Source organism: Pacificispira sp., assembly GCF_965228185.1.
In the GTDB taxonomy this organism is placed as follows: domain Bacteria; phylum Pseudomonadota; class Alphaproteobacteria; order UBA8366; family Aestuariispiraceae; genus Pacificispira.
Genome location: NZ_CBDDHE010000003.1, coordinates 658581 through 685034 on the forward strand (window position 1 = coordinate 658581; position 26454 = coordinate 685034).

The following is a 26454-nucleotide window of genomic DNA, read 5'->3' on the forward strand; positions in this document are numbered from 1 at the left end:
GTTGTGATCGAGCCCGGTTCCGGACTGCAGCGTATTGCCAGGAATCTAGCGGAATCCGGGGTGATCGATCACCCGGCAGTCTTCATTGCGATGTTGCGCTACTCCGGTGACCACACGCGACTTAAGGCGGGCGAGTACCGTTTCGAGGCCGGTCTTTCCCAGGCCGACGTGGCGGGCAAACTGATTGAACACGACGTTCTGGTGCATTTCCTCACGGTCCCTGAAGGGCTGACGGTTGCGGAAGTGCTGGAGATCGTCGCGGCCGCCGATGGGCTGACCGGCGAGATGCCGGCACCGCCGGAAGAAGGCAGCCTGCTGCCGGAGACCTATCAGTACCGCCGGGGCGACACGCGGGCCGATGTCTTGGGCCGTATGCAGGCGTCGATGGATGCGGCACTCATGGACCTCTGGGAAGGCCGGGCGGAGAATCTGCCGGTTTCGACGCCGCGCGAAGCGCTAATCCTGGCCTCCATCGTCGAGAAGGAAACCGGGGTCGCCGCCGAACGGGCCCGGGTCGCGGCGGTCTTCGTGAACCGGCTGCGGCGCGGCATGCGGCTGCAATCCGATCCGACCGTCGTTTATGCCCTGACCGGCGGTCAGGCGCCCCTGGGGCGCGCCCTGACCCGCCAGGATTGGAAGGTCGACAATCCCTACAATACTATCGGATCGACGGGCTTCCGCCGGGGCCAATCGCGAATCCCGGCCGGTTGACCTTGCAGGCGACCCTGAACCCGGCGGAGACCAAGGAACTTTACTTCGTGGCCGACGGCACCGGCGGCCACGCCTTTGCGGAAACCCTGGCGCAGCACAATCGCAACGTCGCCAAATGGCGCAAAATCCGCAGCCAGACCGACTAGAGGCGTAAGTGTTCAGGCGGTTCCATCTGAACGCATACACCTCTATTCCTTATCGTCAAAAGGGTATCGACGCCGAACGGCGGGCATAACCCCTTGCCATAATTTCAGCTACTTGCTTGAATTGCCTTGTGTAAACAGGGTGCAATTCAGCGCTGCACTTCTTGTTCGCGGCGCGGGTGCGGTCTTCGGAAGGAGAACAGCGGCGTGCTGCTACATCTTCTGTTGAAATACCTGGTACGCTCGGGATCTCTGGAATTGGAGTGTCCCGACGGTTCGGTACACCGATACGGCGATGGTACCGGGGCAACGGTTCGTATCAAGTTCCACGACGCGGTGGCGATGAACCGGGCAGCGTTTTTCCCCAGGTTGCGTATTGGGGAGGCCTATGTCGACGGCACGATGACCATTGAAAAGGGGACCTTGAAGGATTTCCTCTATGTCGTCGGTCACAACCTGGTTGTTCAGCAGGATGGCGTGCTGCAGCGGATCGGCCGGCGGTTTCAGAATGTGGTCAATCTCGCCGCAACCTATAACCCGGTCGGCAAGGCGCAGAAAAACGTCGCCCATCATTACGATCTGAATGGCGAGTTCTTCGAACTGTTCCTGGATTCCGACAAACAGTATTCCTGCGCCTATTTCGAGACCCCGGACACGGATCTGGAAACCGCCCAGGTCGCCAAGAAAGCGCATGTGGCGAAGAAGCTGCGGATCGAGCCGGGAATGAAGGTCCTGGATATCGGATCGGGCTGGGGCGGTCTCGGGCTCTATCTCGCCCAGAATTACGATTGCGACGTGACCGGGGTCACCTTGTCCGTCGAACAGCACAAAGTGTCGAACCAGCGGGCGAGGGACGCCGGTATCGACGATCGTGTGCGTTTCGAACTGAAGGATTACCGACATCTCGACCAGTGCTTCGACCGGATCGTGTCCGTCGGCATGTTCGAACATGTCGGCCCCCGCCACTACGACGAGTTCTTCGCCAAGGTGAAAGACCTTCTGAAGGATGACGGTATCGCGATGATCCACACGATCGGCCGGATGGGAACGCCGGAGCCGATCAGCCCGTGGATGCGGAAGTACATTTTCCCCGGCGCCTACCTGCCGACTCTGACCGAAATCACCCGGCCGATCGAGAAGCAGTGGCTCTGGCTCACCGATTTCGAGGTCTGGCGCGAACATTACGCCGATACGCTTTTGCGTTGGCACGAAAGGTTCATGGCAAACCGCGGCAAGGTCCGGGCGCTCTATGACGAGAAATTCTGCCGGATGTGGGAAATGTATCTTCTGGGGTGCGAGATGGGGTTCCGTATCCAGGAGCTTTGCGTCTTTCAGATCCAACTGGCGCGCAAGATCGATACCGTTCCACGCAGCCGGGCCTATCTCTACCGGAATTGAACCGTAGTCCCGCCACCCACATCGCAGTGTAACGTTCGGCCAATACCATTGAGCCGACACTGCCCCAAGGGAAGGATGCGCCCGGTGAAACACGGTCTTTTCTTGACGGCGATGCTGTTCGCCGCCGCCCCCACCGCCGCCGCCGGGGAGTTCATCGTCGTCGGCGACTTACCCTATAACTCCGCACAGGAGGTGACCTTCCGGGATGCGATCGCGCCCGCGATCGTCGCGGCGGATGTGCCCTTCGTCATCCATGCCGGCGACATCAAGGGCAGCAAGGAAGTCTGCTCCGATGCCCTGTTGATCGAGCGACGGGACGCGATTTACGCGCTGAAGCCGGGACGGGTCTTCTATACGCCGGGGGACAATGAATGGACCGATTGCGACCGGGATTCGTCCGGTCTGGCGATGCGCGAATACGACCGGTTGGACCGGTTGCGGACCCTGTTTTTTGACCCGGCGCCGGAACCGCCGCAAGCCCTTTCGGTCGTGCGACAGGAGGGGTATCCGGAGAATGCCCGTTGGTGGGACGGCGAGTCGCTGTTTCTGACCCTGCATATCGTCGGCACCAATAACGGCCGCCGGCAGATTCTGATGGACGATGTCGACGATGCGCTCGCCCGGGTCGACGCCCGCGATGCTGCGAATGAGCAATGGCTCGATGCAGCGGTCGCCGAGGCGTTGGCGCGGAATGCGCGGGCCATGATCGTTGCGGCCCAGGCCGACCTGACCGAACCGTGGGGCAGCGGTCCCTGTACCGCCACGAAGCGCCAGGAATGCGACGCCTTTGCCGAGATCCGGGACAGGTTGGTGCACGCGGCGGCAACTTTCGGAATGCCCGTATTGTATATCCATGGCGATACCGACCCCTATTGCCTGGACAGGACGTTTGGGGGCGATGCCGCGCCAAATCTCTGGCGTCTGAACGGTGCTGGGGATTATGCTGTCATTGACGCGGTACGGGTAACTGTCTCGCCGGGGGAGGAAACGCCATTCAAGGCGGCAACATTGCTGGACGGAGTGGCGCCGACAGACGGGTGCTGACCCGCCCGTTAGCGGGGCATTTAACCGTCGACGGGTAATCAGGAATCGGATCGTCTATCCAGACGAGAATAATTCGTCCGGCCGAGGGTTTGGGGGTTAAACTTTGGGGACGCTGTCCGTGTCGTCAGCCGACATGCTGTGGGTTATCACCGCCGCCTGTCTGGTCTTTCTCATGCAATTGGGGTTCTGTGCGCTGGAAGCCGGCCTGGTCCGTTCCCGCAACAGCATCAATGTCGTCGCAAAGAATTTCGTGGACCTGTGCATCGCCGGTTTCGCCTTCTGGCTGATCGGCGCGCATCTGATGTTCGCGGATGGGGCCATCGCGGTCCGTGGTGCGGCGGGCGACGCTAACCTTACCGTGGCCCAGGGCTGGGGCGTCACGGTCCTGATTTTCCAGATCATGTTCTGCGGCACGGCAACGACGATCATTTCCGGCGCGGTGGCCGAGCGGATGCGGTTCAGCAGCTATGCCCTGGTCGTCACCCTGGTCGCGGCCTTCGTCTATCCGGTCTTCGGCGGATGGGCCTGGCAGGGAATAGACGGCGGTGCGCCCGGCTGGCTGGAGGCGCGCGGTTTCCACGATTTCGCCGGATCGACCGTGGTGCATTCCATCGGCGGATGGGTCGCGCTCGCGTTGTTGTTCATCATCGGCCCGCGCCTGGGCCGGTTCGGGCCAGACGGTCGCAAACCGCAACCCAGCAACATGCCCTTGGCCGGGCTGGGCGTTTTGCTGATGTGGCTGGGATGGATGGGCTTCAATGGCGGCTCGACCCTGGCATTCGAGGCGCGGGTCGCACCGATCCTGCTGAACACGCTGATCGCCGGCTTCTCGGGCGGTCTTTGCGCGCTAGTGGTTGCCATGGTCGGCCGCCGCCCGACGCGCATCGACATGCTGTTGTTCGGGGCGCTGGGCGGATTGGTGGCGGTTACCGCCGGCGCCGACGTGTATGGTGAGCACGCCGCCGCGATTGTCGGCGTGATCGGCGCGGCGGCCGTCTATCTGGGCAATGCGGTTCTGGAGAAGATGCGCATCGACGATGCCGTCGGCGCCGTGCCGGTGCATCTCTTTGCCGGCATTGCCGGGACGCTGGCGGTCCCCTTCTTCGCGGAGGCCGGGACCATGTCGCACCCGCTGATGCAGCAGATTGCAGTACAGGTGCTGGGAATCGGATCCATCGGCGCAGCGACCTTCATCGTCTCCTATGCGGTGTTGTTCATCGTCAACCGGGTAGTGCCGTTCCGGGTGTCGGCTGAGGCCGAACATCTGGGCCTGAACGTGGTCGAACATAGCGAGTCGACACCGATCGCGGATTTGGTCGAGGACATGCAGGCCCATCAGGCAACGGGTGACATCACACAGGATGTCCGCGTCGAATTGGGATCAGAGGTCGAACCAATCGCCGCCCAGTACAATCGTGTCGTGGCGCGGCTTCGGGATGACAGCGAACGTCTCCAGCGTGCCTTCGCTCAATTGAACGAGGCCAAGGCCGGGGCGGAAAGCGCGAACCGATCGAAATCGGCCTTCCTGGCGAATATGAGCCACGAACTGCGTACGCCGCTGAACGCGATCATCGGATTTTCCGAGATCATGTGCGCCGAAACCTTCGGTCCGTTGGGGTCGGACAACCGATACAAGGATTATGCCGTCACCATCCGCGAGGCCGGATCGCACCTTCTGTCTCTGGTTAACGATTTGTTGGAGCATTCGCGGATTGAGGCCGGGAAACAGGAACTGCGCGAAAGCAAGATCGATGTCGGCGCGCTACTGAACTCGGTCATTCGGTTCACGCATGACACCGCCGCTGCCAAACAGGTCCGGCTTCATCTGGAAGAGGTCGACGGGGTGCCCTATCTGATCGCGGACGAGCGTCTGTTGCGGCAAATCCTGCTGAATCTGATCTCGAACGCGATCAAATTCACCGGGCCGAACGGGTCGGTGACGGTCACCGCGCGGCTCGACGACACAATGCGTGTCGAGATATCCGTGACCGACAACGGCATCGGCATGTCAGAGGATGAAATCGACTTGGCGCTGCAGCCCTTCACCCAGATCGACAACGCCTATTCCAAAAGCCATGCCGGAACCGGCCTGGGCCTGCCTCTGGCCAAGTCCATGATGCGTATTCACGGCGGTCATTTGGCCATCCGGTCCGACAAGGGAGTCGGCACAACGGTGTCGATTCGTTTCCCCGAAAGCCGGTCTTCCCGGTAAGGCGGCGCCCCGATCGGCTACAGCCAGTCGGTCTCGAACGGATAAGAGGACATGCGCTCCACGCCGGTTTCGGTGATGATCACCTGTTCCTCCAGCTTGACGCCCTCGCGGCCGCCTTCCGCCCCGATGAAGCTTTCGACGCAGACGACCATGCCGGGTTCGAATACCCCGTCATAGCCCTTCGCGTCGAAATCGGCGCGGTGCTTGATCGACGGATACTCATCGGCCAGCCCGACACCGTGCATGCAACTGGCATAGCGGTTGGACAGGAACTCTTCCGGAATGGCCCAGGCTTCCATGGTGACGTCCCGGAAACTGCGGCCCGGGCCGAGGATACCGATATTGTGCTCGATCTGCTCAAAGGCTTTGGCATAGAGCCGCCGCTGTTCGTCCGTTGGCTTTGCGCCGCAGATCCAAGCCCGCGAGATATCCGAACAATAGCCGTAGGGACCGACAAGATCGGTGTCGAAGCTGACCATGTCGCCGGCTTCGATCGGGCGCATGGAGCATTCCCGAAACCAGGGATTAGTGCGCGGGCCGGAGGACAGAAGCCGGGTTTCGATCCATTCGCCCCCCATCCGGATGTTGACCTCGTGCAACTTCGCCCACAGCGCATTTTCGGTGATGCCCGGTTCCAGGATGTCATGCATCTCCCGGATGCCCTGTTCGCAGGCGTCCATCGATTTTCGCATCAGGACCAGCTCTTCCGGCGATTTCACGCAGCGCGCCAATTCCGCCAGGCCTTCGCCCTCATGCAGGCTCAACTGTTTGTCGCGCAATGCCTCGGTCGGCATCATGGACAGATGGTCGATCGCGATGCGGCGGTTGCCGCCACCGTGTTTCTGAACCAGGTCGGCGATCTGGTCGGCGAAAATTCGGGCGCGGTCCGGGCCGCGATGGGCGACGGTGAAGAAATAGAACGATGGTATGGTCCGGTATTCGTCGACGCCGGGCAGGTCTTCCGCCAGATACGGGTGGTTGGCATAGTCGAACAGGACGACCGGACCGTCGGTACAGACAAAGACGCAGCGGGTTTCGTAATGCGCGCACCAGACCTGCATGTTGGTCGCGTCGGTCGCATAGCGCGTGTTTAATTGGTTGAAGAACAGGCCGCCCGCGAAGTCACCCTCGCGCAGCTTCTCCCGCAACCGCTCCAGGCGATAGGCACGGACGATGTCCAGGTCGACCGGCGCCTCCGAAAACTCCATCGCGCCGTGCTGACGGGCCTGACGTCCCGCGCCGAACCGTGAATTCAACCCCATCGCGTGTCCTCCCCAGATGCGTCATGCCGGATGGCTGTTCCATCCAGATTTCGGCATTCATGGGCCGCGTGGTCTCCCGTTAGCGACGTAAATGCGCTGAAAAGGACTTGCGGGGCGCAGTCATTGGGGAACCTTCAGGATGCGCGGCTGCGCTTACGGGCGTACATCGCCTCGTCCGCACGGCTGAACAGGGTCTCTGCCTGATCTTTCGGTCCGTAGGGGACGGTGCCGAAGGACGCACGGATCGGAATCTGGACTCCATGCCAGGGCACGGTGGCATAGTTCAGCAATTGGTCCAGGCACCGTACCCGTTTGCGCGCCCCGTCCAGGGTCGCTTCGGTCAGGATGATCGCGAATTCGTCGCCGCCGATACGGGCGACCGAGTCCGTATCGCGGGTATGGCGGGACAGGATGGTACCGACGGCGGACAGCACCAAGTCGCCGGCCGCGTGGCCATGGGTGTCGTTGACGGTCTTGAAACCGTCCAGATCGACAATGACCAGGACCCCTTTCTCGCCGAAACGGCGGGTCCGGGCCAGGGCGCCTTCCATCGCCGCTTCGAAGCCACGCCGGTTCAGCAGGCCGGTCACCTCATCCGTGCGCGCCTGATGTTCCAGAACCGCGACACGGCGCTGGGCATCGGCCAGTTCCGCGCGGGCCTCCATCGCCATGCTCAGCGCGTCTTCCAGAAGGCGGCGATAGCTGCGTGCCTCGGCCAGATCGTCCGGCAGATCGCTGGTCAGTTCCTCTACCAGGACCGCGGCCGGCACAATTCCGCCGCTCGCAGCTACGAGGTCGCCCTTGTTCAGAATCTCGGTCATAGCCAAACCCTCTCCCGTCACGCGGTGTCGTTTCGACGGTCGAAGGTTCAAACCCCATGCCAATACCGGGAATCCCGGAGTCTTGCGGATTCTTTCAGTTAACGGGTCGTTAACCGATTGTTAACCAGGGATATTCTGCCGCGGAGTCGGAATCGGATTCCTAGTATCGCTACACGGATTGCAAGAAGGTCCGCAGCACCGGGATCAACGCTTCCGGCGCCTCTTCCTGAACGAAATGGCCGCAATCGATGGGGATCGTACGGATGTCGTCCGCGAAGATGCGCCAATCGGGTTCCGGGTCGGTTGTCGTGTAGCCGGTTCCATAGGGTACCAGCAGCGGGCAGGCCAGCTTCCGGTTCGCCGCGCGGTCCGCGCGGTCGACTTCCAGGTCCAGCCCCGCGCCGGCGCGGTAGTCCGCAGCGGCGCCCGCCTGGACGGAGGGCTGTCGATAGGCTTCCAGATAGCGGCGGGTCGCGTCCTCGGTCAGCGGCGTTCCGGCCCACCGCTCCAGAAGATGCCCGATCAGGTCGTCGGATGCCTGGCGCAGGATCGCTTCGACCAGGGGCGCCGGTTGTGCCAGAAGCGGCCAGTGAAAGGCGTGGTTGGCGGACCGGTAGGTCATCGCCTCCCAGACCGCCACCGTCGGCACCGTGTCGATGGAGACGAGGCCCGCGACCTTTTCCGGAAAGTCCAGGGCCAGACGGTAGGCTGCCCGCGCGCCCCGGTCATGGCCGACCAGCAGAAACCGCTCATGGCCGAGCGCGGTCATCATTGCCGCCAAACTATGCGCCACACAGCGTCGGTCGAAAGGGGCGCCGTTATCGGCCGCCGCCGGCCCCGGAGAAGCGCCATAGCCGGGCAGGTCCGGCACGATGACGCGATACTGGTCGGTCAATGCCGGGGCGGTCAGGCGAAAGGTATGACCGGTCTGTGGAAAGCCGTGCAGCATGAGGAGGGGACGGCCGGCACCGGCGCTGCGAACCAAGAGCGGTCCATGGGCCGTTTCGATCATCTCCCGCTGAAAATCGTCCCAAGCAATCGTTCCGTTCATGATGTACTCCGTTGGCACCAGTTTAAATGGTGCCGTAGACTATCAGGATGGAACTGGTTATACTAGTGCCAAAATGACGTGAAGGTTCTGCCATGATTTCCGAGATGGATTTCCATACCGACACGGGTCGGCCCTGCCTGGATTTGGCGGCGACCTTGGGGGACAGATTTGGTTCGCCCTTGGAACGGCTTCCCGACCCGGCGGCGCTGGAGGACTGGTTCGCATCGGTCGCGGGAAAACCGTTGGGACGACCCGTTACCCAGCCGGAGCTAGATGAAGCGCGCGCCCTGCGGGACAGTATCGGGCGGATCGCGGACAGCCTGTATGACGGCGAAATGCCCGATGCGGAGGATGTCGATCGGATCAATCGTTATGCGGCGATCTTTCCGCCGCCGCCGCGCCTGACGCCGGACGGACGGGGCGTCTCGCAGTCCGATGACTGGCCCTTGGACGCGATATTGGGCGAGGTGGCGCGGGATGCGATAGACCTGTTGAGCGGACCAGATTTCGCCCGGGTGAAACGCTGCGAGGCCGAAGACTGTTCCGTTCTGTTCGTCGACTATTCCCGTCCGGGAAAACGCCGCTGGTGCAGTATGACCCGGTGCGGGAACAGGGCAAAAAAGCGGACCTACAACGCGCGCAATCGGACGACGGGGGGCTGACGCGGAAGGTCAGAAATTCTCGACCCAGGGCCGCAACTCGACTTCCCAGGTCCAGGCGCTGCGATGCTGCCGGTGCAGGTCCAGATAGGACCGGGCAATGGCGTCGGGCGACAGGAACCGGTCGTCGTCGGAAGTCCGGCTGTCGCTGGCGATCCCGCCGTCGATGACGAAATGCCCGACATGGATGCCTTTCGGCTGCAGCTCGCGCGCCATGGACTGGCACAGCCCACGCAAGCCGAACTTGCCCATCGCAAAGGTCGACGAGTTGGCATAGCCCTTCACGCTGGCCGACGCGCCGGTAAACAGGATCGACCCGCTGCCGCGCGGCAGCATGCGCCGTGCTGCTTCCCGGCCGACCACGAAACCGCCGAAACAGGTGATTTCAATGGCTTCCTTGACGGCGGCAGGGTCCAGTTCATGAACACCGCCGCGCACCCGTTTGGACGGATTGAATACGACCAGATCCGGAACCTGGGGCAGGGCGTCGAACAGGGCTTCGACCGCCGGCGGATCGGATGCGTCGCAGGAATGGGCCTGCGCTCCGGTTTCCTGACATAGCGCTGTCAACTTGCCGGGATTGCGCGCAGCAAGATGCACATCCATGCCCTCCGCCGCGCAAAGACGCGCCAATGAGGCGCTGAGCCCCGCACCGGCGCCGATGATCAGGGCGGTTTCCTTGGCTTCGGACATGTCGGGCTTCCTTTCGCGCCGGGGATGGGTCTTTCCTTAGCTGGGGTGATTGCGCCCGGACGCAAGGGTTCTCAATGCGGTTGGGTCCCGGTTTCGGTGCGGAAGCGGTCTGCCAGATCGGCCATGGCCCGGATATAGGGCGCGGGACCGAAGCTGACCCGCCCAACGCCAAGGGCCGACAAAGCGGGTATGTCCGGTGCGTCGCCCATTTTCATCACATTGACCGGCAGGGGGCTGGCCGCGCAGATTTCGCTGATGCCTTGCACGTCGGTCAAGCCGGGAACGAAGAAACCGCTGGCCCCGGCCGCCGCGTAGGCTTTTGCGCGCTCCAACGCTTCCGGGATCAGGTCGGCGTGTCGGGTTTTGTCCTTTTCGCGCAGGAACAGATCGGTCCGTGCGTTCAGGAAGGCGGGAACCCCCTTGGCATCCGCCGCGCGGCGCAGGGCCGAGATGCGGTCGGCCTGTGCCGCGATGGGGTGCAGCCCGTCGCCGCCGACCACGCCATCCTCAAAATTCACACCGACGATTCCGGTATCCAGCAGCGCGGCAAAATTCGCTGCGACATCGGCCGGATCGACCGCATATCCCCCTTCGAAGTCGATCGTCACCGGAACATCGACGGCTCCCGCGATCCGGCGCGCAATATCCGTCAGGACGTCGCGGGGCAGGGCTTCCCCGTCCGGGTATCCCTGTGCCGCCGCGACGGACCAGCTACCGGTTGCGACCGCCGGCGCCCCCGCCTCTGCCAGGGCCTTCGCGCTGCCGGCGTCCCAGATGTTATAGAGAACGACGGGCTTTCCCTTCACGTGAAGCGTATTGAAATGCTGCGCCTTATCCGCTTGCGGCATGGCGTGTGTCCTTTCCGGCTTGGCTTTGGCGGGCATATTGCCCTTCAAGATCGATCAGGCGCTGTTTGCGCCATAGCCCGCCGCCATATCCTGTCAGCGACCCGTCCGCGCCCAGGACGCGGTGGCAGGGGACGACGATGGCGATCTGGTTTGCCCCATTGGCGCGGGCCACGGCGCGAACCGCGTCCGGCCGGCCGATCTGGCGGGCAATATCGCTGTAACTGCGCGTTGCACCCGGCGGAATGCGGCGCAGGGCATGCCAGACGGATTTCGCGAATGGAGAGCCGTGATAGGCCAGCGGCGTCTCGAATTCCGGCCGTAGTCCGTTGAAATACTCATCCAGCTCTTTTGCGATGCGATCCGTCGCATCATAGCGTCCGACACCGATCCCGCCCTTGGCGTTCGCCTGAAGCCGCTTCAATTCTGTCGGAAGGGCTTTGCGGTCGGCGAACTCCAGCAAATGCAGATTGGTTCTGTCGCAGACGGCGATCATCGGCCCGATCGGGGTGTCGATCCAATCCGCGCGCAGGATCTCTTCGCCCGTAAATCGGGATGGGGACTGACCAAGCAGTTTTGCGAAGGCGGTGCGGAAGCCACTACCGGAATCGAAACCGGCTTCCAACTGGGCGTCAATGACGCGCCCGCCCCGGGACAATGTCTGAAAGCCGCTGCGCAGACGTGCGGTGCGGGCCATGTCCAGAAAGGTGATCCCGAAATAGCGTTTGAATACGCGGCGGACGGTCGAGGGGTCGAATCCCATCGCGGCGATGTCACGCTCCTGCCACCGGCGCGCAGGATCGGCCTCCAGCGCGGTTGTCAGGGCGGCGACGGTCGGATCGTGATCCGATGCCGTCGCCAGCGGGCGGCAGCGCTTGCACGGCCGGTAGCCGGCTTCGACACAGGCGGCGACCGTGTCATAAAAATTGCAATTCTCGCTCTTGGGCTTGCGCGCCGGACAGGACAGTCTGCAGAAGATCCCCGTCGTCCGGACGGCGACGAAGACCCGGCCGTCATAGCGCGAATCCTGATCGATCAGGGCCTGATACAGTAGGTCGTGGTTGGGCAGGTCGAAGAGCATGCCCGCATCCTAATCGCGCTGCGCCGACCGTCCGACGAAATTCGGGCACCATTGTCGATTTTTGCGCCCCCCGCCTCAGACGACCCGGCTGGGCAAGGGGCGGCCCGCGAAATGGGCGGCCAGATTGTCCAGGCAGCGGAACCCCATATCGTTGCGCGTCTCCACTGTCGCCGAGCCGATATGCGGCAGCAGGAAGACGTTCGGCAGGTCCAGATAGCGCGGGTCCAGCTTCGGTTCGCCGGTGAAGACGTCCAGGCCGGCGGCAAAAACCTTGCCGGATTTCAAGGCGTCGATCAGGGCATCGTCGACCAGGACCGGGCCGCGCGCCGTATTGGCGACGACCGCCCCGTCCGGCAGCAGTGCAATCCGCTCAGCGTTCAGCCAATGGTGCGTCTCCGGCGTCAGCGGGCAGGTCAGTGCCAGGAAATCGCAAAGCGGCAGCATATCCGCCGCATCGGCATAGAAGGTCGCCCCTTGATCGTCCGGGGCGTTTAGCGGACGGCGATTGTGATAGAGAACCGTCATGCCGAACCCTTGGGCGCGTCGGGCGACGGCCTGACCGATCCGGCCCATGCCGACAATGCCCAGGCGCTTGCCGGACATGTGCACGCCCAGCATGTCGCGCGGTGCCCAGCGGCCCCACTTTCCCTCGCGCAGAATGCGTTCGGAATCCTGGGCCATGCGCGCCGCCCCCAACAGGCAGAGGATCGTCGTATCCGCCGTCGCGTCGGTCAGGACGTCCGGCGTGTTGGTCACGATCAGCCCGCGCGCCTTCGCCGCGTTCAGGTCGATATGATCGCAGCCGACGGAGAAGGTCGCCAGGATTTCGACGCTGTCCGGCAGGCGGGCGATGGTGTCGGCGTCCATCTTCTCCGTCGGGCTGCAAATGATGCCCCGGCATCCCTCTGCGCCCGCGACGACGGCATCGCTGTCCAGGGGGCGGTCGTCCGGATTGGAAATGGCGGCGAATTCGCTGTGGAAGCGGGTTTCCACGGCTTCCGGCATCAGACGGGTGGCCAGCACTTTCGGACGGTCGGTCATCGGGTAACTCCCCCTTGCGATCTAACAATGGCGCGCAGAATAGGATGGCGCGCGGCCCCGGAACATGTACGGCAGCGACAGGAATGCCAACATATTGACTGCGGTGAAGCGGCTTCGTATCTTTTTCGCGCTGGGGCATGCGATCGCCCCGTGAGGCGTCAGCCCAAGAGTCGCGTCCTTTAAACCCTGAGATGAAGGGAGGACGTGTTATGGCGTCTCCGACTGAAATCACCGTACAGCAATTGTCAAAACTGATCGGTCTGCCGAACTGCCCGGCACTGATCGATATCCGTATCGACGAGGACTTCGATGCGGACCCGCGCTTCATTCCCGGCGCGCGGCGCAGGCGGCATACCGACCTGCAAACTTGGCTGTCCCACTATGCCGGTCAGAAGGCCGTGGTCATCTGCCATAAGGGCAAGAAGTTAAGTCAGGGCGTCGCGGCCCTGATGCGCGCCGAGGGGGTCGAGGCGGAAACGCTGGAGGGCGGATTCGTCGCCTGGGCGCAGGCCGGCCTGCCCACGGTGAACCCGGCCCGCCTGCCTGCCCCGGACGGGAAGGGCCGGACTTTGTGGGTGACGCGGGCACGGCCGAAGGTGGACCGTGTCGCCTGTCCCTGGCTGATCCGGCGGTTTGTCGATCCCAATGCGGTATTCCTGTTCGTTTCACCGTCCGAAGTGATGGATGTTGCGGATCGCTTCGGCGCCGAACCCTTTGATCTGGAAGGGGCCTTTTGGAGCCACCGTGGGGAGGAATGTACCTTCGATACCATGCTGCGGGAATTCGAACTGGACCAGCCGGCGCTGCGGCATTTATCCGTCATCGTGCGCGGTGCGGACACCGCCCGGCCCGATCTTGCGCCGGAATGCGCGGGCCTGCTTGCGGCATCGCTCGGGTTGTCGCGCATGTATCGCGACGACCTTCAGCAATTGGACGCGGCGTTGGGGGTATACGACGCATTCTACCGTTGGTGCCGGGACGCCACGGAAGAGGCCCATGACTGGCCGGTACAATCGGGAGGGGGCAAATGACCGATACCGCAATGAACGGGCGCGATGAGGTCCAGAATGCCGGTGAGCCGCGCTTTGCCGATGCCGTGCGGATGTGGTTCAAGATCGGCCTCTTGTCCTTCGGCGGGCCGGCCGGGCAGATTGCCCTGATGCACCGGGAAGTCGTGGAGACCAGGCATTGGGTCGATGAGCGACGGTTTCTGCACGCTTTGAACTTCTGTTCTCTGTTGCCGGGGCCGGAAGCTCAGCAATTGGCGACCTATCTGGGTTGGCTGATTCATGGCGCGAAAGGGGGCTGGGTCGCGGGCCTCGCCTTCATTCTACCCGGCGCGGCGGTGATGCTGGTCCTGTCGCTGATCTTCGTACAGTTCGGCGATGTCGGTGTGGTGTCGGCGCTGTTCTTCGGTCTGACCTGCGCCGTGGTGGCCGTGGTCGCCCATGCGGTCTTGCGCATCGCCAAGAAGGCCCTTGTCGGACCGGTCCCCTGGCTAGCGGCGGCGGCGGCCTTCGTTGCCTTGTTCGTATTCGGCGTGCCGTTTCCGGTCGTCGTCCTGGCGGCGGGCCTTCTGGGCCTGGCCATCCCGGGCGTCTTTGCTGCGGGCAGTCACGGCAAGGCTCAGGATGAAAGCGAAAGCCTGCTGGACAAGCTGAGCCGGATCGATCCCGGCCGCGCCGCGCGTCACGCGGCCTCGGCACGCAAATCCGGAATACTGGCATTGGTTCTTTGGGCCGTGCCGGTCTTGCTGCTGTTGCCGGTCGGGGGATTGTTCTCGGATGTGGCGGTGTTCTTTTCGAAGATGGCCGTCGTCACCTTCGGTGGCGCGTACGCGGTTCTGTCCTATGTCGCCCAGCAGGCAGTGGAGAACTATGCCTGGCTCACGGCCGACGAAATGCTGTCCGGCCTGGGGCTGGCGGAAACAACCCCGGGCCCGCTGATCCTCGTTCTTGAATTTGTCGGCTTCCTGGCCGGCTACGGGACGCATGGATTGGCAGGGGCGGTGCTGGCGGCCCTCCTGACCCTGTGGGTGACATTCGCGCCCTGTTTTGCCTTTGTGTTTCTGGGCGCACCGCATATCGAACGGATTCAAAAGAAGCCGCGCCTGGCCGGGGCGCTGGCCGGGATCACGGCGGCGGTGGTCGGCGTTGTCGCGAATATGGCGCTCTGGTTCGGCTTGCGGGTCTGTTTCGGGGAGTTGACGGTTCCCGCCTGGGCACCGCCGGCGTTGGAACTTCCGGTTCTCAGCAGCGTCGACCCCGCCGCGGCGGCGATCGTCGCGGTCGCCGTTGCGCTGCTCTATAGCGGCAAGGTGGGGGTGGTGACGCTTCTGGGATTGTGTTCCGTGCTGGGCATTCTGGCGCGCCTCGCCTTTTGACGGATTGCGGCGCGGCGGGCCATCAGTGCCAGCCGCGCCCCTTTTTCAGGATGTCCTTGCCCAGCTTGGCACGGACGGCGTCGATGGCGCGTTCGACCTTCGCCCGTTTGCCCGAATCCGGATCGGCGAGGTCGAGCGGGTCTGCCTGGGCGGGATCGGTCAGTTCCGACGCGCCGATACCGATCAGACGGAAAGCCCGGCCGTTGGCTTCCTTTTCCAACAGCGGTGCGGCGGTCCGGTAAAGCGTTTCCGCCAACTGGGTTGGATCTGGCAGGGTACGCGACCGGGTGACGGTGCGGAAATCCTTGGTCTTGAGCTTCAGAGTGACCGTACGGCCCGCGAACTCCTTGGCCTTCAGTCGACGGGATACCTTCTCGCACAGCGGCCACAGTTCCGCTTTCAGCGTTTCGGCATCGTCGATATCCGTGTTGAACGTCGTCTCGGAGGAGATGGATTTCGTCTCACCGTCTGGCGACACCGTCCGGTCGTCCTCGCCGCGCGCGAAATGATACAGGCGCTTCCCCATGGCACCATAGCGTGCCATCAGATCGATCTTCTCGAACTTATGAAGGTCGCCGATGGTCTGAATGCCATCCGCTTCCAGCTTGGCGCGCAAGGACTTGCCGACGCCCCAGATCAGGCCGACCGGCTGTTCGGTCAGGAACGATACCGCCTCCGCCCGGCCGATCACCGCGAAACCGCGCGGCTTATCCAGGTCGGACGCAATCTTCGCCAGGGACTTGTTATAGCTGAGCCCGATTGATGCGGTGACCCCGACTTCCCGTTCGATCCGGCCGACCAGCCAGGCCAGCGTTGCTGCCGGGGACCGGCCGTGCAGCCGCGCCGTGCCCGTCAGATCCAGAAACGCCTCGTCGATGGACAGCGGTTCGACCATGGGTGTCGCTTCTAGCATCAGTGCGCGGACCTCGCGGCCGGCGGCGGCGTATTTCTCCATGTTCGGTTTGATGACCACGGCGTTGGGGCAGGCTTTCAACGCCTTGAACATCGGCATGGCGGATCGCACGCCGTAGATCCGCGCGACGTAGCATGCCGCCGAGACCACGCCCCGCGTACCCCCGCCGACTATCACCGGTTTGTCCGCCAAGCTCGGGTCGTCGCGCTTTTCGACAGACGCATAGAAAGCGTCGCAATCGATATGCGCGATCGACAGGCTGTCCAGTTCGGGATGATCGATCAGCCGCGTCGACCGACAGGTGGAGCAGCGCACGGGCAGGGGGCGGCCCTCCCCGATCACACTGGATTTCTGGCAATCACGGCAGAGTTGAACGCGGTCGGTCATATTTCGGACGCGGCGGCCGGCCACAGCCACGCCGCCCCCCTGACGCCGCTGTCCGATCCGTGCCGGTTCTGCAGCAGCGGGGTCTCGACACTGTCGGAAAAGACATATCGCCCCCAGCGGGCGGGAACGGACTGATAAAGACCCTGGATCTGTGACAGGCCGCCGCCCAGAACGATGGCGTCCGGGTCGAAAAGATTGATGACATGGGACAACGCGCGGGCCAGCCGGTCCGCATAACGTGCCAGGGACGCGGTGCGCCCTGGCAGGTCACCGGCCGCGATCATTTCCGCGTCGATCTCTTCCCCCGCATCATGGGCATGATGCGCGCTGAGTGCCGGGCCGCTGAGGAAGGTTTCGATGCAGCCGGTCTTGCCGCAATAACAGGCAAATGTCGGATCCGTAACCGGATCGGTCCACGGCAAAGGATTGTGGCCCCATTCGCCGGCGATTCCATTTGGCCCCGAAATTAACGTGCCTTCCACTGAAAGGCCGCCGCCGACGCCGGTTCCTAAGATCACGCCGAACACAGTGCGGTAGCCTTGCCCGGCGCCGTCGGTCGCTTCCGACAGGGTGAAACAATCGGCGTCGTTGGCGACTCGGACCTTTCGGCCGGTCAGGGTTTCGATATCCCGGTCCAACGGCTTGCCGATCAACCACGTGGAATTGGCGTTCTTTACCAAGCCGGTACGCCTGGACACCGTCCCCGGGATGCCGATGCCCAGGGGTATGTCAGGCCGGTCGGGTCCGGCCAGTTCGTTGGCCAGATCGCGAATCGCATTCAACGTGGTTCCATAGTCGCCGCGCGGGCTAGGCCGTTTCAGATGAATTTGCACCGCGCCCGCATCGTCCAGCACAACGCCGGAAATCTTCGTCCCGCCCAGGTCGATACCGATGCGCACGCCGTTCTCCTCGCCATCTTGGGGCTTGAAAACCGTCGCCACCCCTGTCATTATGATATAGAACGAAGCGAGCGCCGCGTCTTTGCCGATTTGTCGTTTTCGGCGGGCCGGTGCTTTTATCGGATTCGCGGTGCGACATGGCACCGTAACGCAAGTGAGTAGGTACCGGCATAGGGGGCCAAATGGCGAAGACGGTTTTGATCGTTGAGGACAACGAACTCAACATGAAGCTGTTTCATGATTTGCTGGATTCGAAGGGCTACGAGATTCTGCAGACGCGGGATGGTATGGAAGCCCTGAAAATCGCGCGCAGCGACAAACCGGATCTGATTCTGATGGATATCCAATTGCCGGAAGTTTCAGGGCTGGAAGTGACAAAGTGGATCAAGGAAGATGACGACCTTCGGCATATTCCGGTGATCGCCGTCACGGCGTTCGCGATGAAGGGCGATGAGGAAAAGATCCTCGAAGGCGGCTGCGAGGCGTATATCGCCAAGCCGATTTCGGTGGCAAATTTCTTGTCCACGGTGGAAAAATTCCTGTCTTAGGACCGTGCCGGACTTCTGGAAGGACTAGCAGAGTATGACCGCTCGCGTACTCGTGGTCGATGATCTACGCCCCAACGTGAAACTGTTGGAGGCGAAGCTGACCAGTGAGTATTTCGAGGTCATCACCGCACGCGAAGGCCAGACCGCCCTGGAAATGGCGAAGCACGATCAGCCGGATATCATCCTGCTGGACGTGATGATGCCCGGCATGGACGGGTTTGAGGTGTGCGAACGCCTGAAACAAGACCCGACCACCATGCATATCCCGGTGGTCATGGTGACGGCCCTTTCCGATTCCGCCGACCGCGTGCGTGGATTGGAAGCGGGCGCCGACGATTTTCTGACCAAGCCCGTAAATGACGGCGCGCTGTTCGCGCGGGTCCGCTCGCTCGTCCGTCTGAAGATGCTGATGGACGAATGGCGCATGCGCGAACAGACATCCGGTCAGCTGGGCGTCATGCGCGACGAAAAGCCGATCCATAAGGTGGATGCGACGAATGCCCGTGTCCTGGTGGTCGAAGACAATCGGATCGACGCGCAGAAAGTTGTCGACGCCTTGGCGCGCGACAACGCGTCGACCGACATCGCCGCGACGGTGGAAGAGGCCAATGAGCGCCTGCGGATGGGCAGCTACGAACTGGTCGTCGTCAGTCTGCGCCTGAAATCCGGCGACGCGCTGCGGTATTGCAGCCATGTCCGTGCCAGCGATGCCAACCGTCATACGCCGCTGTTGCTGACGGTGGAAGAGGACGATACCGAGCGTCTCGCCAAGGCGCTGGATATTGGCATCAACGATTATCTGATCAAGCCGATCGAGAAGCAGGAATTGCTGGCCCGCGTGCGCACGCAGATCCGTCGCCAGCGCTATCAGGAACGCCTGCGCGACAATTACGAGCGCAGCTTGGCCATGGCCCTGACCGACAGCCTGACGGGTCTTTATAACCGTCGGTACCTGACGGCGCATTTGGGCGGCCTCGTCGACCGGGTGCGGGCCAGCGGCAAGCCGTTGGCCATCATGATGTTCGACATCGACTATTTCAAACAGGTCAACGACACCTATGGCCATGCCGCCGGGGACGAGGTCCTGATCGAACTCAGCCGCCGTATCGGCCAGAATGTCCGCTCCATCGACACGATCGCCCGCTTCGGCGGCGAGGAGTTTGTCGTTGTCATGCCGGATGCGGATTATCAGGTCGCGAGCGTCGTCGCCGAACGTCTGCGCAAGAGCATTTGCGTCAGCCCGGTCCAGACACGCGACGGGCCGGAAGCGGGCCTGGGCGTATCCATTTCCGTCGGCGTCGCCATGTTCGATTTCGACGCCGATACGGTGGACAGCGTCGTGCACAAGGCCGACCAGGCCCTTTACGAGGCCAAGCGCAGCGGCCGCAATTGCTGCATCGGAAATCTGGGCGACCGGTTCGAGCGGATCGGCGGCGGGCCATTGCCAGCCGCGTCTTCGGACGCCGCCGAGTAGCGGCGTTACTTCCTAAGACACCAGCTTTGTTAGGTCCGGCAGATGGCTCAGGCCGTCATCGGACACGCTCATTTCCCAAAGCTTTCCGGCGAGCAGGAGATGGGTATAGCCATGCACCGCGGACCAGATCGTAACCCTCAATCGATAGTCTTCCTCCGGCCCTGATTCAGGGGCCAGGAAGGGGGCGGCGATTTCCCCCAATTGGGCGAAGGCGCCCTGACTGGCCTCGCGGTAGTCTTCATTCTCATAATCCAGATCCGCGCCGCCGAACATCAGTTTGAACAGACCCGGATGGCGCAGGGCGAAGGTGACATATCCGGCCCCGGCCGCCTGTAGCCGGATTTTTGGGTCCGGCTCGGCAGCGTCCTGGAATTCCGACAGGGTTTCCCGGAACCGTGTGAAGCCTACTGCCGCCAGCGCGGTCTGCAGACCTTTCACATTGCCGAAGTGATGCGCCGGCGCGGCATGTGAGACCCCCGCCCGGGCGGCGCAGGCCCTTAGGCTCAATGCATCCCAGCCGACCTCGTCCAGGATCTCGATCCCGGCGTCGATCAATGCTTCCTTCAAGTTTCCGTGATGATAGTCCCGTTTCCCTGTCATGCCTGGATCTTAACTTGACACCGTCAAGAAACAAGAGATATATGAACCTGACACTGTCAAGATTAGGCGTTTTCGACCTGCTGACCGAGGAGGACACGATGACCGAGGGCACCATGATTGCGGATGGATTGTTTGGGCTGGATTGGGAAGGTTGGTTCTCGATCGGCGGCAACCTGGCGGCTTTGGGCTGGCTTATCCTCATTCTGGCGCCGCGCCGTTGGGCGGTTCTGAACGTCGTCCCGGCCTATATTCTTCCGGCGATTCTGAGCGTTGGATACAGCACCTTGATCCTGCTCTACTTTGGCCAAGGCGAAGGCGGCTTCGGAACGCTGGCGGCGGTCGCGGCTCTATTCGAAACGATGCCGCTGCTGCTGGCCGGATGGATCCACTATCTGGCGTTCGATCTGTTCGTCGGCGCCTGGATCGCGCGGCGGGCGGATGCCATCGGGCTGCACAGGATTCTGCAGGCCCCGATCCTGTTCGCGACTTTCATGCTTGGGCCGCTCGGCCTGCTGGTCTATCTGGCAACCGAACAATGCATCACGCGCCTGCGCGGCACCACGACCTACGCGAAGGCCTGATCCATGACCGATATGACAATCGATGCGGGGCCCGCGGCCCGTAACGGCCTATCCACGCAACAGATCTTTTGGCAGTCGGCGATCGGGATGCTTGTGCTGGTGCCGATAACCCTTGTTGCGATGAGCGGCGAGGTCAGGCTGCTCAACGGCATCAATCTTTGGGTCAAGCCATTGAAATTCCAGATATCGGTCGTTCTACACATTGCGACATTGGCGGTTCTGTTGCGTCTCGTCGCACCGGCGGCTCTGGAACACTGGTGGCTGCGAGCGGTCGTCTGGGCCTGCGCCATTTCGGCGGTGTTCGAGGTCGTCTACATCACGCTGCAGGCGGGGCGCGGCCGCCATTCCCATTTCAACGACCAGACGGTGGTGGAACAGGTGCTCTATGGTGCCATGGGGATCGGGGCGGTCATCTTGATCGGTGCGGGCGCGGTAATCGGCCTTCTAGTCTTGCTGCGGCCCCGTCCTGGGCTGGGGCAGGGGCTGCGTTGGGGGGCCGGACTTGGTCTGATCCTCGGTTTCGCGGCGACCCTGATCGTTGCCGGCTATATGAGCGGTGTCGGCGGGCATTGGGTTGGGGGCAGCCCGACCGATGCCGGGGGCCTGCCTATCGTCGGATGGGCGCGGGACGGTGGAGACCTGAGAGTCCCGCATTTCTTCGCAACGCATCTGATGCAGGGTCTGCCGGTCGTTGGTTGGGCGGCCGATCGCTGGACACATCGCCCGGTCACGGCGGTCGCTGGGACCGCCGTGCTGGGCATGGTGTTGGTGATCGCGACATTCCTGCAGGCGCTCGCCGGGCAGCCTTTCCTTGGTTAGGGTCCGGCCAGCCGCCGGGTCAGGCCTCGGCCGCCCCGGCGTCGAGAACGTATCCCGTCTGTTTGGGCGGAATGCGTTCCATCGCCTCGCGTTTATCGTCGGTCCATTGTGCGACCAGGATCAGTTCCACCGGATCGGCCCCTTCCGCCTCGACGGCTTCCGGAACCAGCAGCCCCACCTCGCTGACATAGAAGGTGTGGTCGCCAAAGGCCTCGGACAATTGGCCGTGGGTGTCGCTGCCGTCCTCAACGGGATCGGCGCCGGTCTGCCTCTTCACGGCAGCCAGCTGGGTGGCATTCAGCTTCATGGAAATTTCGACCTTTCGGGTCTTCGGTTCGGACCGGGTGCCGCGCCTTTTCGTGTGCTTCGCTTCGGTCCTTGGTTCGGGCGATACGCCGACACCGCATTTAAACTATTGCAGATCGCACCCGCCGCATCAATTTATCCCCTCGGGGGAAGTGTTCGTTTTTTCCGTTCTCAGGGAGAGGCCCGATGCTGAACGACGGCACTCAAAGTGCGCCCGCCTTGTCGCTGCACCCCCATATGGCCTGGTTGGCCGACAATCTCATGGACGCCGGCCTGTTGCAGAACCCGACGGATCTGCTCAGTGCCGCCGGGCCCGATACGAAGACGTTTTTCCTGAAGGTGCCGGACACCATTGCCAAGGCGGCGCCGTCGGATGGGTTGGTCGTTCGGTTCATGTCCGGCGCAAACGCGGTTGCGAAGGAATGGCCGGGCGAGGCGGCATTCTTCGAAACCTTACCCAATCGTGATTTTCCGGCTCCAGCAGTTCGGGCGGTTTTTCGTGATCGCCACGCGGGCCGTGCCTGTGTTGTGCTGGCCGATCTCCGCGCCAGCCATCGGCGGGCATGGGATATGGCCGCCGACACGGCGGCCGACTGGCGTGAATTGGCGCGGATCTTGGGCCGGGTTCATGCAGCGTGGTGGCCGGCCCAGGGGTTGCGGGGCGGCGGCCGCTCGCCTTTCGGGATGGGAGCGCTGGTTCAGCGGGACAGGGCGGTCGTGACCCGCGCAGCCGATCTGCTGTCCCGGATGGGCCATCTGAATCGGGACATGGTCGACTGGGTGGAGATGCAATTGGATGGGGCCGTCGCGGCAAAGCAATCGCGATGGATGGCCGGCGCGCCGGTGACACGGGTCCACGGCACGCCGTCGCTCGGGATATTATGGCATCCAAAGGATCCGGCCGCCGATCGGACCCGATTGACGGATTGGGACGACTGGCGGGTCGATCTGTGGGCCGGGGACATCGCCCGCCTGCTGATGGACAACACGTCCGGCGGATTGTCCTTGCAGGATGTGCTGCCCGCCTACCGGGACGGGCTCGCGGCCGCCGGCATAGACGACTACCCGCCGGAGGAGATGGCGCGCGACGTCCGGGCTTGTCTGCCCTTCGAAGTCGCGGTCGGCATATTGCAAGGCCGTGCGACGGCCGCGCGCACCGCCTATTGGCGGGCCCTGGCCGACGCGGCTGACTGAGCGGCCACCGGCGCGGGGGTCAGGCCTTGGCAGCCTCGGGCCCCGTCAGTTTGCGGCGCAGCCATCCCGACCCCATGTCCATGGCGATGACCACGATCAGGGTCATGATGATCAGATACATCACGTTTTCCCAATCCTTGTGCGTCTGCATCGCCTGAACCAGTTTCAGGCCGATCCCGCCGGCACCCAGGGCGCCGATCACCGTTGCGGAGCGAATGTTGGATTCCAGATAGTACAGGGTCTGGGAAACGAAGACCGGCAGGATCTGAGGAATGACACCGAAGCGATAACGCTGGATGGCGGCGGCCCCGGTCGAGCGAACCCCCTCGACCTGCTTGTTGTCGATATTCTCGATCGCTTCCGAGAACAGCTTCCCCAATGTGCCGGTATCGGTGAAGGCGATGGCCATGGAGCCGGTCAGCGGGCCGAGGCCGAATGCGCGAATGAAGATCAGCGACCAGATGATTTGATCGATACCGCGCAGGAAATCGAACAGCCGCCGCAGCGCCATCCGTCCGGCGAAGAAGGGGTTGAAGTTAGCTGCGGCCAAGAAGCCCAAGGGCAGACCCACACCCGCCGCGACGAAAGTCCCCAGCAGCGCCATCAGCAAGGTTTCCAGCAGCGCGATGAACATCTCGTTATGCTGCCAGTCCGGGTTCCGCCAGAATTGTAGGAACACGTATTCATAGTTTGCCAGTTCGGGGTCGATGCGTTGGTCGGAGGTTGCGACCTCCCAGACTTCCCCCAGCCCCATGCCTGCGAGCGGCGATTTCGGGCCGAACCAGAAGAATTCCCAGCCGAAGAAATATCGCTCCACCAGGACCTGGGACCGCGTGACGCGCAGGCGCTTATAGAAATCCGGAGCGTATTCGAACTTGGTCGTCGCGAAGGACGCGCCCTGGGGAATGATGCCCAGTTCCGCAAGCTCTTCCAGGTTGAGGAGGCCCGCGGCCGGGTCGGCCCCGATCGGCAGGAACCGGTAATAGCGATCATCCACCAGGATTGACCGGTACCCATTTACGGTGACGCCCTCATCGGTCGTTCTTACCTGGTACACCGATCCGTCCGGGGCGGTGTAGTCCATGAAGCCATTGCCGAAATGCGCGACATGGCCGTCGCCCAGATCGACGCGGGTCTCGTTGTTCTGGCGTGTGACCCAGGCGGGGACGTTCTCTGTCCCGGCGATCTCGGTCTCGCGATTGCCTTCCACGGTGATCGAGAAGTTGTCCCGGCGCTGAGAGTGTTCCAACTGATATTTGTAGTGGAAGCTGTCGCGCGACAGGATCACGCTGCGCTCCGCTTCCGCGGCCCCGAACACCTTGCCCATGTCGAAGGCGAACCAAGTATAGACCAGATAGAGCAGGGCGACCGCCAGCATGCCGAGCGGCAACAGGGAGGCGCGTCGCGACACTTTCAGGACGTCACCGAATGCGGCGGACAGGCGGGTGGTATCGGCAGTGCTGATCGACATGAGGCGTGCCCTCTTAGGCCATTTGGAACGTGCCGCCGACGAGGTTTCGTCGAATGCGGCTGGAGATCTGGTCGATCACAACGATGGTGATGAAAAGCAGCGTGAACAGCGCCGATATATCCGCGCCTGCGCCCCAGGAGATCGCGGTTTTGAACTCTTGCCCGATACCGCCCGCGCCGACGAAGCCCAGAATGGCCGATGCGCGGATGTTGATTTCGAAGCGCAGCAGCGCATAGCTGCAATAGTTGGGCAGGACCTGCGGCAAGACCCCGAAGCGCATGCGTTGCAGCCAGGTCGCGCCGGTTGCCTGCAGCCCCTCCAGCGGTTTGGAATCGATATTCTCATTCACTTCCGAGAAGAGTTTCCCCAGTGCGCCGGCCGTGTGGAACGTGACGGCGATCATCGCGGGGATGGGAGACGCGCCCAACAGGAAGATCAGAAACAGGGCCAGGATCAGTTCGGGAAAGGCGCGGGTGATATCCATCGCTCGGCGCGCGATGGGCACCAACGGGGCGAAGATTCCCAAATTGCGCGACGAACAGAACGCCAGGATCATGGCCAGCAACGCGCCGACCAAGGTCGATACCCCGGCCATGTTGACGGTTTCGATCAGGGCTGGGAAATAATCGACCAGCAAACCGGCCCAGCGATCCGCCTCAATGGACTCGACGACAATTTCAAAGGGATAATCGAAGAATTTGGCCAGGCCTTGCCAGAACCCGCCGGAATTGAGGTCATCGGCGATATAGAAGCCGCCGAAAAAGACGACAAGAGAGGCGCCGAGAAACAGCGCCGTGTAGAGGCGCCGCTTGTGCTCCATCTCCGAGAAGTGGGTTTGAAGCTCACCGATGCTGAGGGCCTGATCGCTCATCGCCGCATATCCGTCAAAGAAAACCGACTAACTAAAGAGCGGCGGCGCCGCCGGGTGGTCCGGCGACGCCGCGCGCATTCTGCAAATGCTTAGTTATCGATCTTCGCTTTGCGGGCTTCGATAACCGAAACGTAGGCTTTGTGCGTGATCGGGGCGAGGCCCTTCGCGTCGCCGGCCAGGACGCCATAGGCGCAATCCGGATCCATCGACGGCAGGCTGGCCAACAGGCCGGTCAGTTTGACCTTCACGTCTTCCGGCAGATCCTTGCGGACGACGAACGGGCCTTCCGGAATGACGTCCGAACGCCAGATTTCGCGGATTTCGGTCATGTCGACCAGGCCGGCATCGGTCGCCTTGCGCAGCGCGCCGGAGTTGAAGCCTTCTTCCCAGGCACCCAAGCCGTCGGCCCAGGTCACACCGGCATCGAAGTCACCGTTGAAGACACCAACGATGGTCTGTTCGTGACCGCCGGCGAATTTGACATCGCCGAAGTACTCGCCCGGCTTCATCGAATAGCCTTTGGTCGGGATTTCGATGGACGGGATCAGGTAGCCGGACGTCGAGTTCGGATCGCCGAACGCAAAGACCTTGCCCTTCATGTCATCCAGGTTGGAGATACCGCTGTCGATACGCGCGAAGCCGATCGAAAAATAGCCGTAGGACCCATCGGTGTTGACCTTGACCAGGATCGGCTCAACCGCGTCCGGGTTCGACAGGTAGACAGCGGCGTAGCCCGACGCGCCCAGCCAGGCCAGGTCCAGGTTGCCGCCCAGCAGGCCTTCGATGACGCCCGAATAGTCGGCCGGGGCGAAGACGGAGGCTTCGACGCCCAGCAGGTCTTCGACTTTTTCTTCCAGGCAGGAATAGGCTTTCAGGCGGTCATTGGCGTTCTCGCCGCCCAGGATCCCGATGCGGAGTTCGGAGATTTCCTGGGCACCGGCACCGCCGGCCAGGGTCATGACGGCGGCAGTCGTGACTGCGGCCGCGATCGTGTTGAGTTTCATGGTCTACCCTTCCAATTCTGACATGTGATCGAATGGGCGGAGG

25 protein-coding genes and 1 pseudogene are annotated in these 26454 nt (G+C 62.7%); 12 read left to right on the forward strand and 14 right to left on the reverse strand.

Features of this window, described 5'->3' with window-relative positions; genetic code table 11:
- Positions 1-60 precede the first annotated feature (60 nt).
- The 4 genes and pseudogenes from mltG (at position 61) to ACO06O_RS06785 (ending at position 5508) form a co-directional block, all read left to right on the forward strand.
- Positions 61-857: pseudogene (mltG, locus tag ACO06O_RS06770) on the forward strand (endolytic transglycosylase MltG).
- 204 nt (positions 858-1061) lie between these two features.
- A complete protein-coding gene (locus tag ACO06O_RS06775; protein WP_421877625.1) occupies positions 1062-2252 on the forward strand; it encodes a class I SAM-dependent methyltransferase in 1191 nt (396 codons plus the stop codon).
- 84 nt (positions 2253-2336) lie between these two features.
- Positions 2337-3296: a hypothetical protein gene (locus ACO06O_RS06780; protein WP_421877627.1), complete on the forward strand. Its 960-nt coding sequence runs from the start codon at positions 2337-2339 to the stop codon at positions 3294-3296.
- Positions 3297-3414: 118 nt separating this feature from the next.
- Complete coding sequence (locus ACO06O_RS06785; protein WP_421877629.1) at positions 3415-5508, forward strand: ATP-binding protein; 2094 nt, start codon at positions 3415-3417, stop codon at positions 5506-5508.
- A gap of 17 nt (positions 5509-5525) precedes the next feature.
- Here the strand turns inward: ACO06O_RS06785 and ACO06O_RS06790 are convergent, their stop codons facing one another.
- The 3 genes from ACO06O_RS06790 to ACO06O_RS06800 form a co-directional block, all read right to left on the reverse strand.
- A complete protein-coding gene (locus tag ACO06O_RS06790) occupies positions 5526-6770 on the reverse strand; it encodes a M24 family metallopeptidase (protein WP_421877631.1) in 1245 nt (414 codons plus the stop codon).
- Positions 6771-6904: 134 nt separating this feature from the next.
- The gene (locus ACO06O_RS06795) at positions 6905-7591 is read right to left on the reverse strand and encodes a GGDEF domain-containing protein (RefSeq protein WP_421877633.1); all 687 of its coding nucleotides are present in this window, start codon (positions 7589-7591) and stop codon (positions 6905-6907) included.
- 169 nt (positions 7592-7760) lie between these two features.
- Entirely contained in the window at positions 7761-8642 is an 882-nt protein-coding gene (locus tag ACO06O_RS06800; RefSeq protein WP_421877635.1) for an alpha/beta fold hydrolase, read from the reverse strand.
- 92 nt (positions 8643-8734) lie between these two features.
- On the opposite strand from ACO06O_RS06800, the gene ACO06O_RS06805 reads away from it, so the two are divergent.
- Entirely contained in the window at positions 8735-9304 is a 570-nt protein-coding gene (locus ACO06O_RS06805; protein ID WP_421877637.1) for a CGNR zinc finger domain-containing protein, read from the forward strand.
- Positions 9305-9313: 9 nt separating this feature from the next.
- Here the strand turns inward: ACO06O_RS06805 and ACO06O_RS06810 are convergent, their stop codons facing one another.
- The 4 genes from ACO06O_RS06810 to ACO06O_RS06825 all read right to left on the reverse strand — a co-directional run bounded on the left by ACO06O_RS06810 (position 9314) and on the right by ACO06O_RS06825 (position 12961).
- A complete protein-coding gene (locus ACO06O_RS06810; protein WP_421877639.1) occupies positions 9314-9994 on the reverse strand; it encodes an SDR family NAD(P)-dependent oxidoreductase in 681 nt (226 codons plus the stop codon).
- 71 nt (positions 9995-10065) lie between these two features.
- Positions 10066-10842 carry an isocitrate lyase/PEP mutase family protein gene (locus tag ACO06O_RS06815; protein WP_421877641.1) on the reverse strand — a complete coding sequence of 259 codons (777 nt, stop codon included), beginning with the start codon at positions 10840-10842 and terminating at the stop codon, positions 10066-10068.
- Entirely contained in the window at positions 10826-11920 is a 1095-nt protein-coding gene (locus ACO06O_RS06820; protein ID WP_421877643.1) for a bifunctional transcriptional activator/DNA repair enzyme AdaA, read from the reverse strand. Before ACO06O_RS06820 ends, ACO06O_RS06815 begins: the two co-directional genes overlap by 17 nt.
- Positions 11921-11995: 75 nt before the next feature.
- Positions 11996-12961, reverse strand: a complete 966-nt coding sequence (locus ACO06O_RS06825; RefSeq protein ID WP_421877645.1) for a 2-hydroxyacid dehydrogenase — start codon at positions 12959-12961, stop codon at positions 11996-11998.
- A 209-nt stretch (positions 12962-13170) separates the two neighbouring features.
- Here ACO06O_RS06825 and ACO06O_RS06830 point away from each other — a divergent pair, with 209 nt between their 5' ends.
- Both ACO06O_RS06830 and chrA read left to right on the forward strand, forming a co-directional pair.
- Positions 13171-13992 carry a chromate resistance protein ChrB domain-containing protein gene (locus tag ACO06O_RS06830; protein ID WP_421877647.1) on the forward strand — a complete coding sequence of 274 codons (822 nt, stop codon included), beginning with the start codon at positions 13171-13173 and terminating at the stop codon, positions 13990-13992.
- Positions 13989-15344 (forward strand): chromate efflux transporter, encoded by a 1356-nt coding sequence (gene chrA, locus ACO06O_RS06835; RefSeq protein WP_421877649.1) that lies wholly within the window; start codon positions 13989-13991, stop codon positions 15342-15344. Before ACO06O_RS06830 ends, chrA begins: the two co-directional genes overlap by 4 nt.
- Positions 15345-15366: 22 nt before the next feature.
- On the opposite strand, the gene ACO06O_RS06840 is transcribed toward chrA, so the two are convergent.
- Entirely contained in the window at positions 15367-16644 is a 1278-nt protein-coding gene (locus ACO06O_RS06840; protein ID WP_421877651.1) for a DNA polymerase IV, read from the reverse strand.
- Positions 16641-17543 (reverse strand): ROK family protein, encoded by a 903-nt coding sequence (locus ACO06O_RS06845; protein ID WP_421877653.1) that lies wholly within the window; start codon positions 17541-17543, stop codon positions 16641-16643. Before ACO06O_RS06845 ends, ACO06O_RS06840 begins: the two co-directional genes overlap by 4 nt.
- Before the next feature lie 182 nt (positions 17544-17725).
- Between ACO06O_RS06845 and ACO06O_RS06850 the strand changes: the two genes are divergently transcribed.
- On the forward strand, positions 17726-18091 hold the full coding sequence (locus ACO06O_RS06850) for a response regulator (RefSeq protein ID WP_421877655.1): 366 nt from the start codon (positions 17726-17728) through the stop codon (positions 18089-18091).
- Between the two features lie 34 nt (positions 18092-18125).
- Positions 18126-19565, forward strand: coding sequence for a PleD family two-component system response regulator (locus tag ACO06O_RS06855; RefSeq protein ID WP_421877657.1), 1440 nt, complete (start codon positions 18126-18128; stop codon positions 19563-19565).
- Positions 19566-19577: 12 nt separating this feature from the next.
- Here the strand turns inward: ACO06O_RS06855 and ACO06O_RS06860 are convergent, their stop codons facing one another.
- A complete protein-coding gene (locus ACO06O_RS06860; protein ID WP_421877659.1) occupies positions 19578-20165 on the reverse strand; it encodes a TetR/AcrR family transcriptional regulator in 588 nt (195 codons plus the stop codon).
- A gap of 41 nt (positions 20166-20206) precedes the next feature.
- On the opposite strand from ACO06O_RS06860, the gene ACO06O_RS06865 reads away from it, so the two are divergent.
- Entirely contained in the window at positions 20207-20746 is a 540-nt protein-coding gene (locus tag ACO06O_RS06865; protein WP_421877661.1) for an ABA4-like family protein, read from the forward strand.
- 3 nt (positions 20747-20749) lie between these two features.
- Entirely contained in the window at positions 20750-21565 is an 816-nt protein-coding gene (locus ACO06O_RS06870) for a hypothetical protein (protein ID WP_421877663.1), read from the forward strand.
- A gap of 19 nt (positions 21566-21584) precedes the next feature.
- Here the strand turns inward: ACO06O_RS06870 and ACO06O_RS06875 are convergent, their stop codons facing one another.
- On the reverse strand, positions 21585-21872 hold the full coding sequence (locus ACO06O_RS06875) for a hypothetical protein (protein WP_421877665.1): 288 nt from the start codon (positions 21870-21872) through the stop codon (positions 21585-21587).
- A 185-nt stretch (positions 21873-22057) separates the two neighbouring features.
- Between ACO06O_RS06875 and ACO06O_RS06880 the strand changes: the two genes are divergently transcribed.
- A complete protein-coding gene (locus ACO06O_RS06880; protein WP_421877667.1) occupies positions 22058-23065 on the forward strand; it encodes a hypothetical protein in 1008 nt (335 codons plus the stop codon).
- Between the two features lie 19 nt (positions 23066-23084).
- On the opposite strand, the gene phnE (ACO06O_RS06885) is transcribed toward ACO06O_RS06880, so the two are convergent.
- The 3 genes from phnE (ACO06O_RS06885) to phnD form a co-directional block, all read right to left on the reverse strand.
- Complete coding sequence (gene phnE / locus ACO06O_RS06885) at positions 23085-24536, reverse strand: phosphonate ABC transporter, permease protein PhnE (RefSeq protein ID WP_421877669.1); 1452 nt, start codon at positions 24534-24536, stop codon at positions 23085-23087.
- 13 nt (positions 24537-24549) lie between these two features.
- Positions 24550-25407 carry a phosphonate ABC transporter, permease protein PhnE gene (gene phnE, locus ACO06O_RS06890; protein ID WP_421877671.1) on the reverse strand — a complete coding sequence of 286 codons (858 nt, stop codon included), beginning with the start codon at positions 25405-25407 and terminating at the stop codon, positions 24550-24552.
- A gap of 89 nt (positions 25408-25496) precedes the next feature.
- A complete protein-coding gene (gene phnD, locus ACO06O_RS06895; protein WP_421877673.1) occupies positions 25497-26411 on the reverse strand; it encodes a phosphonate ABC transporter substrate-binding protein in 915 nt (304 codons plus the stop codon).
- Positions 26412-26454 lie beyond the last annotated feature (43 nt).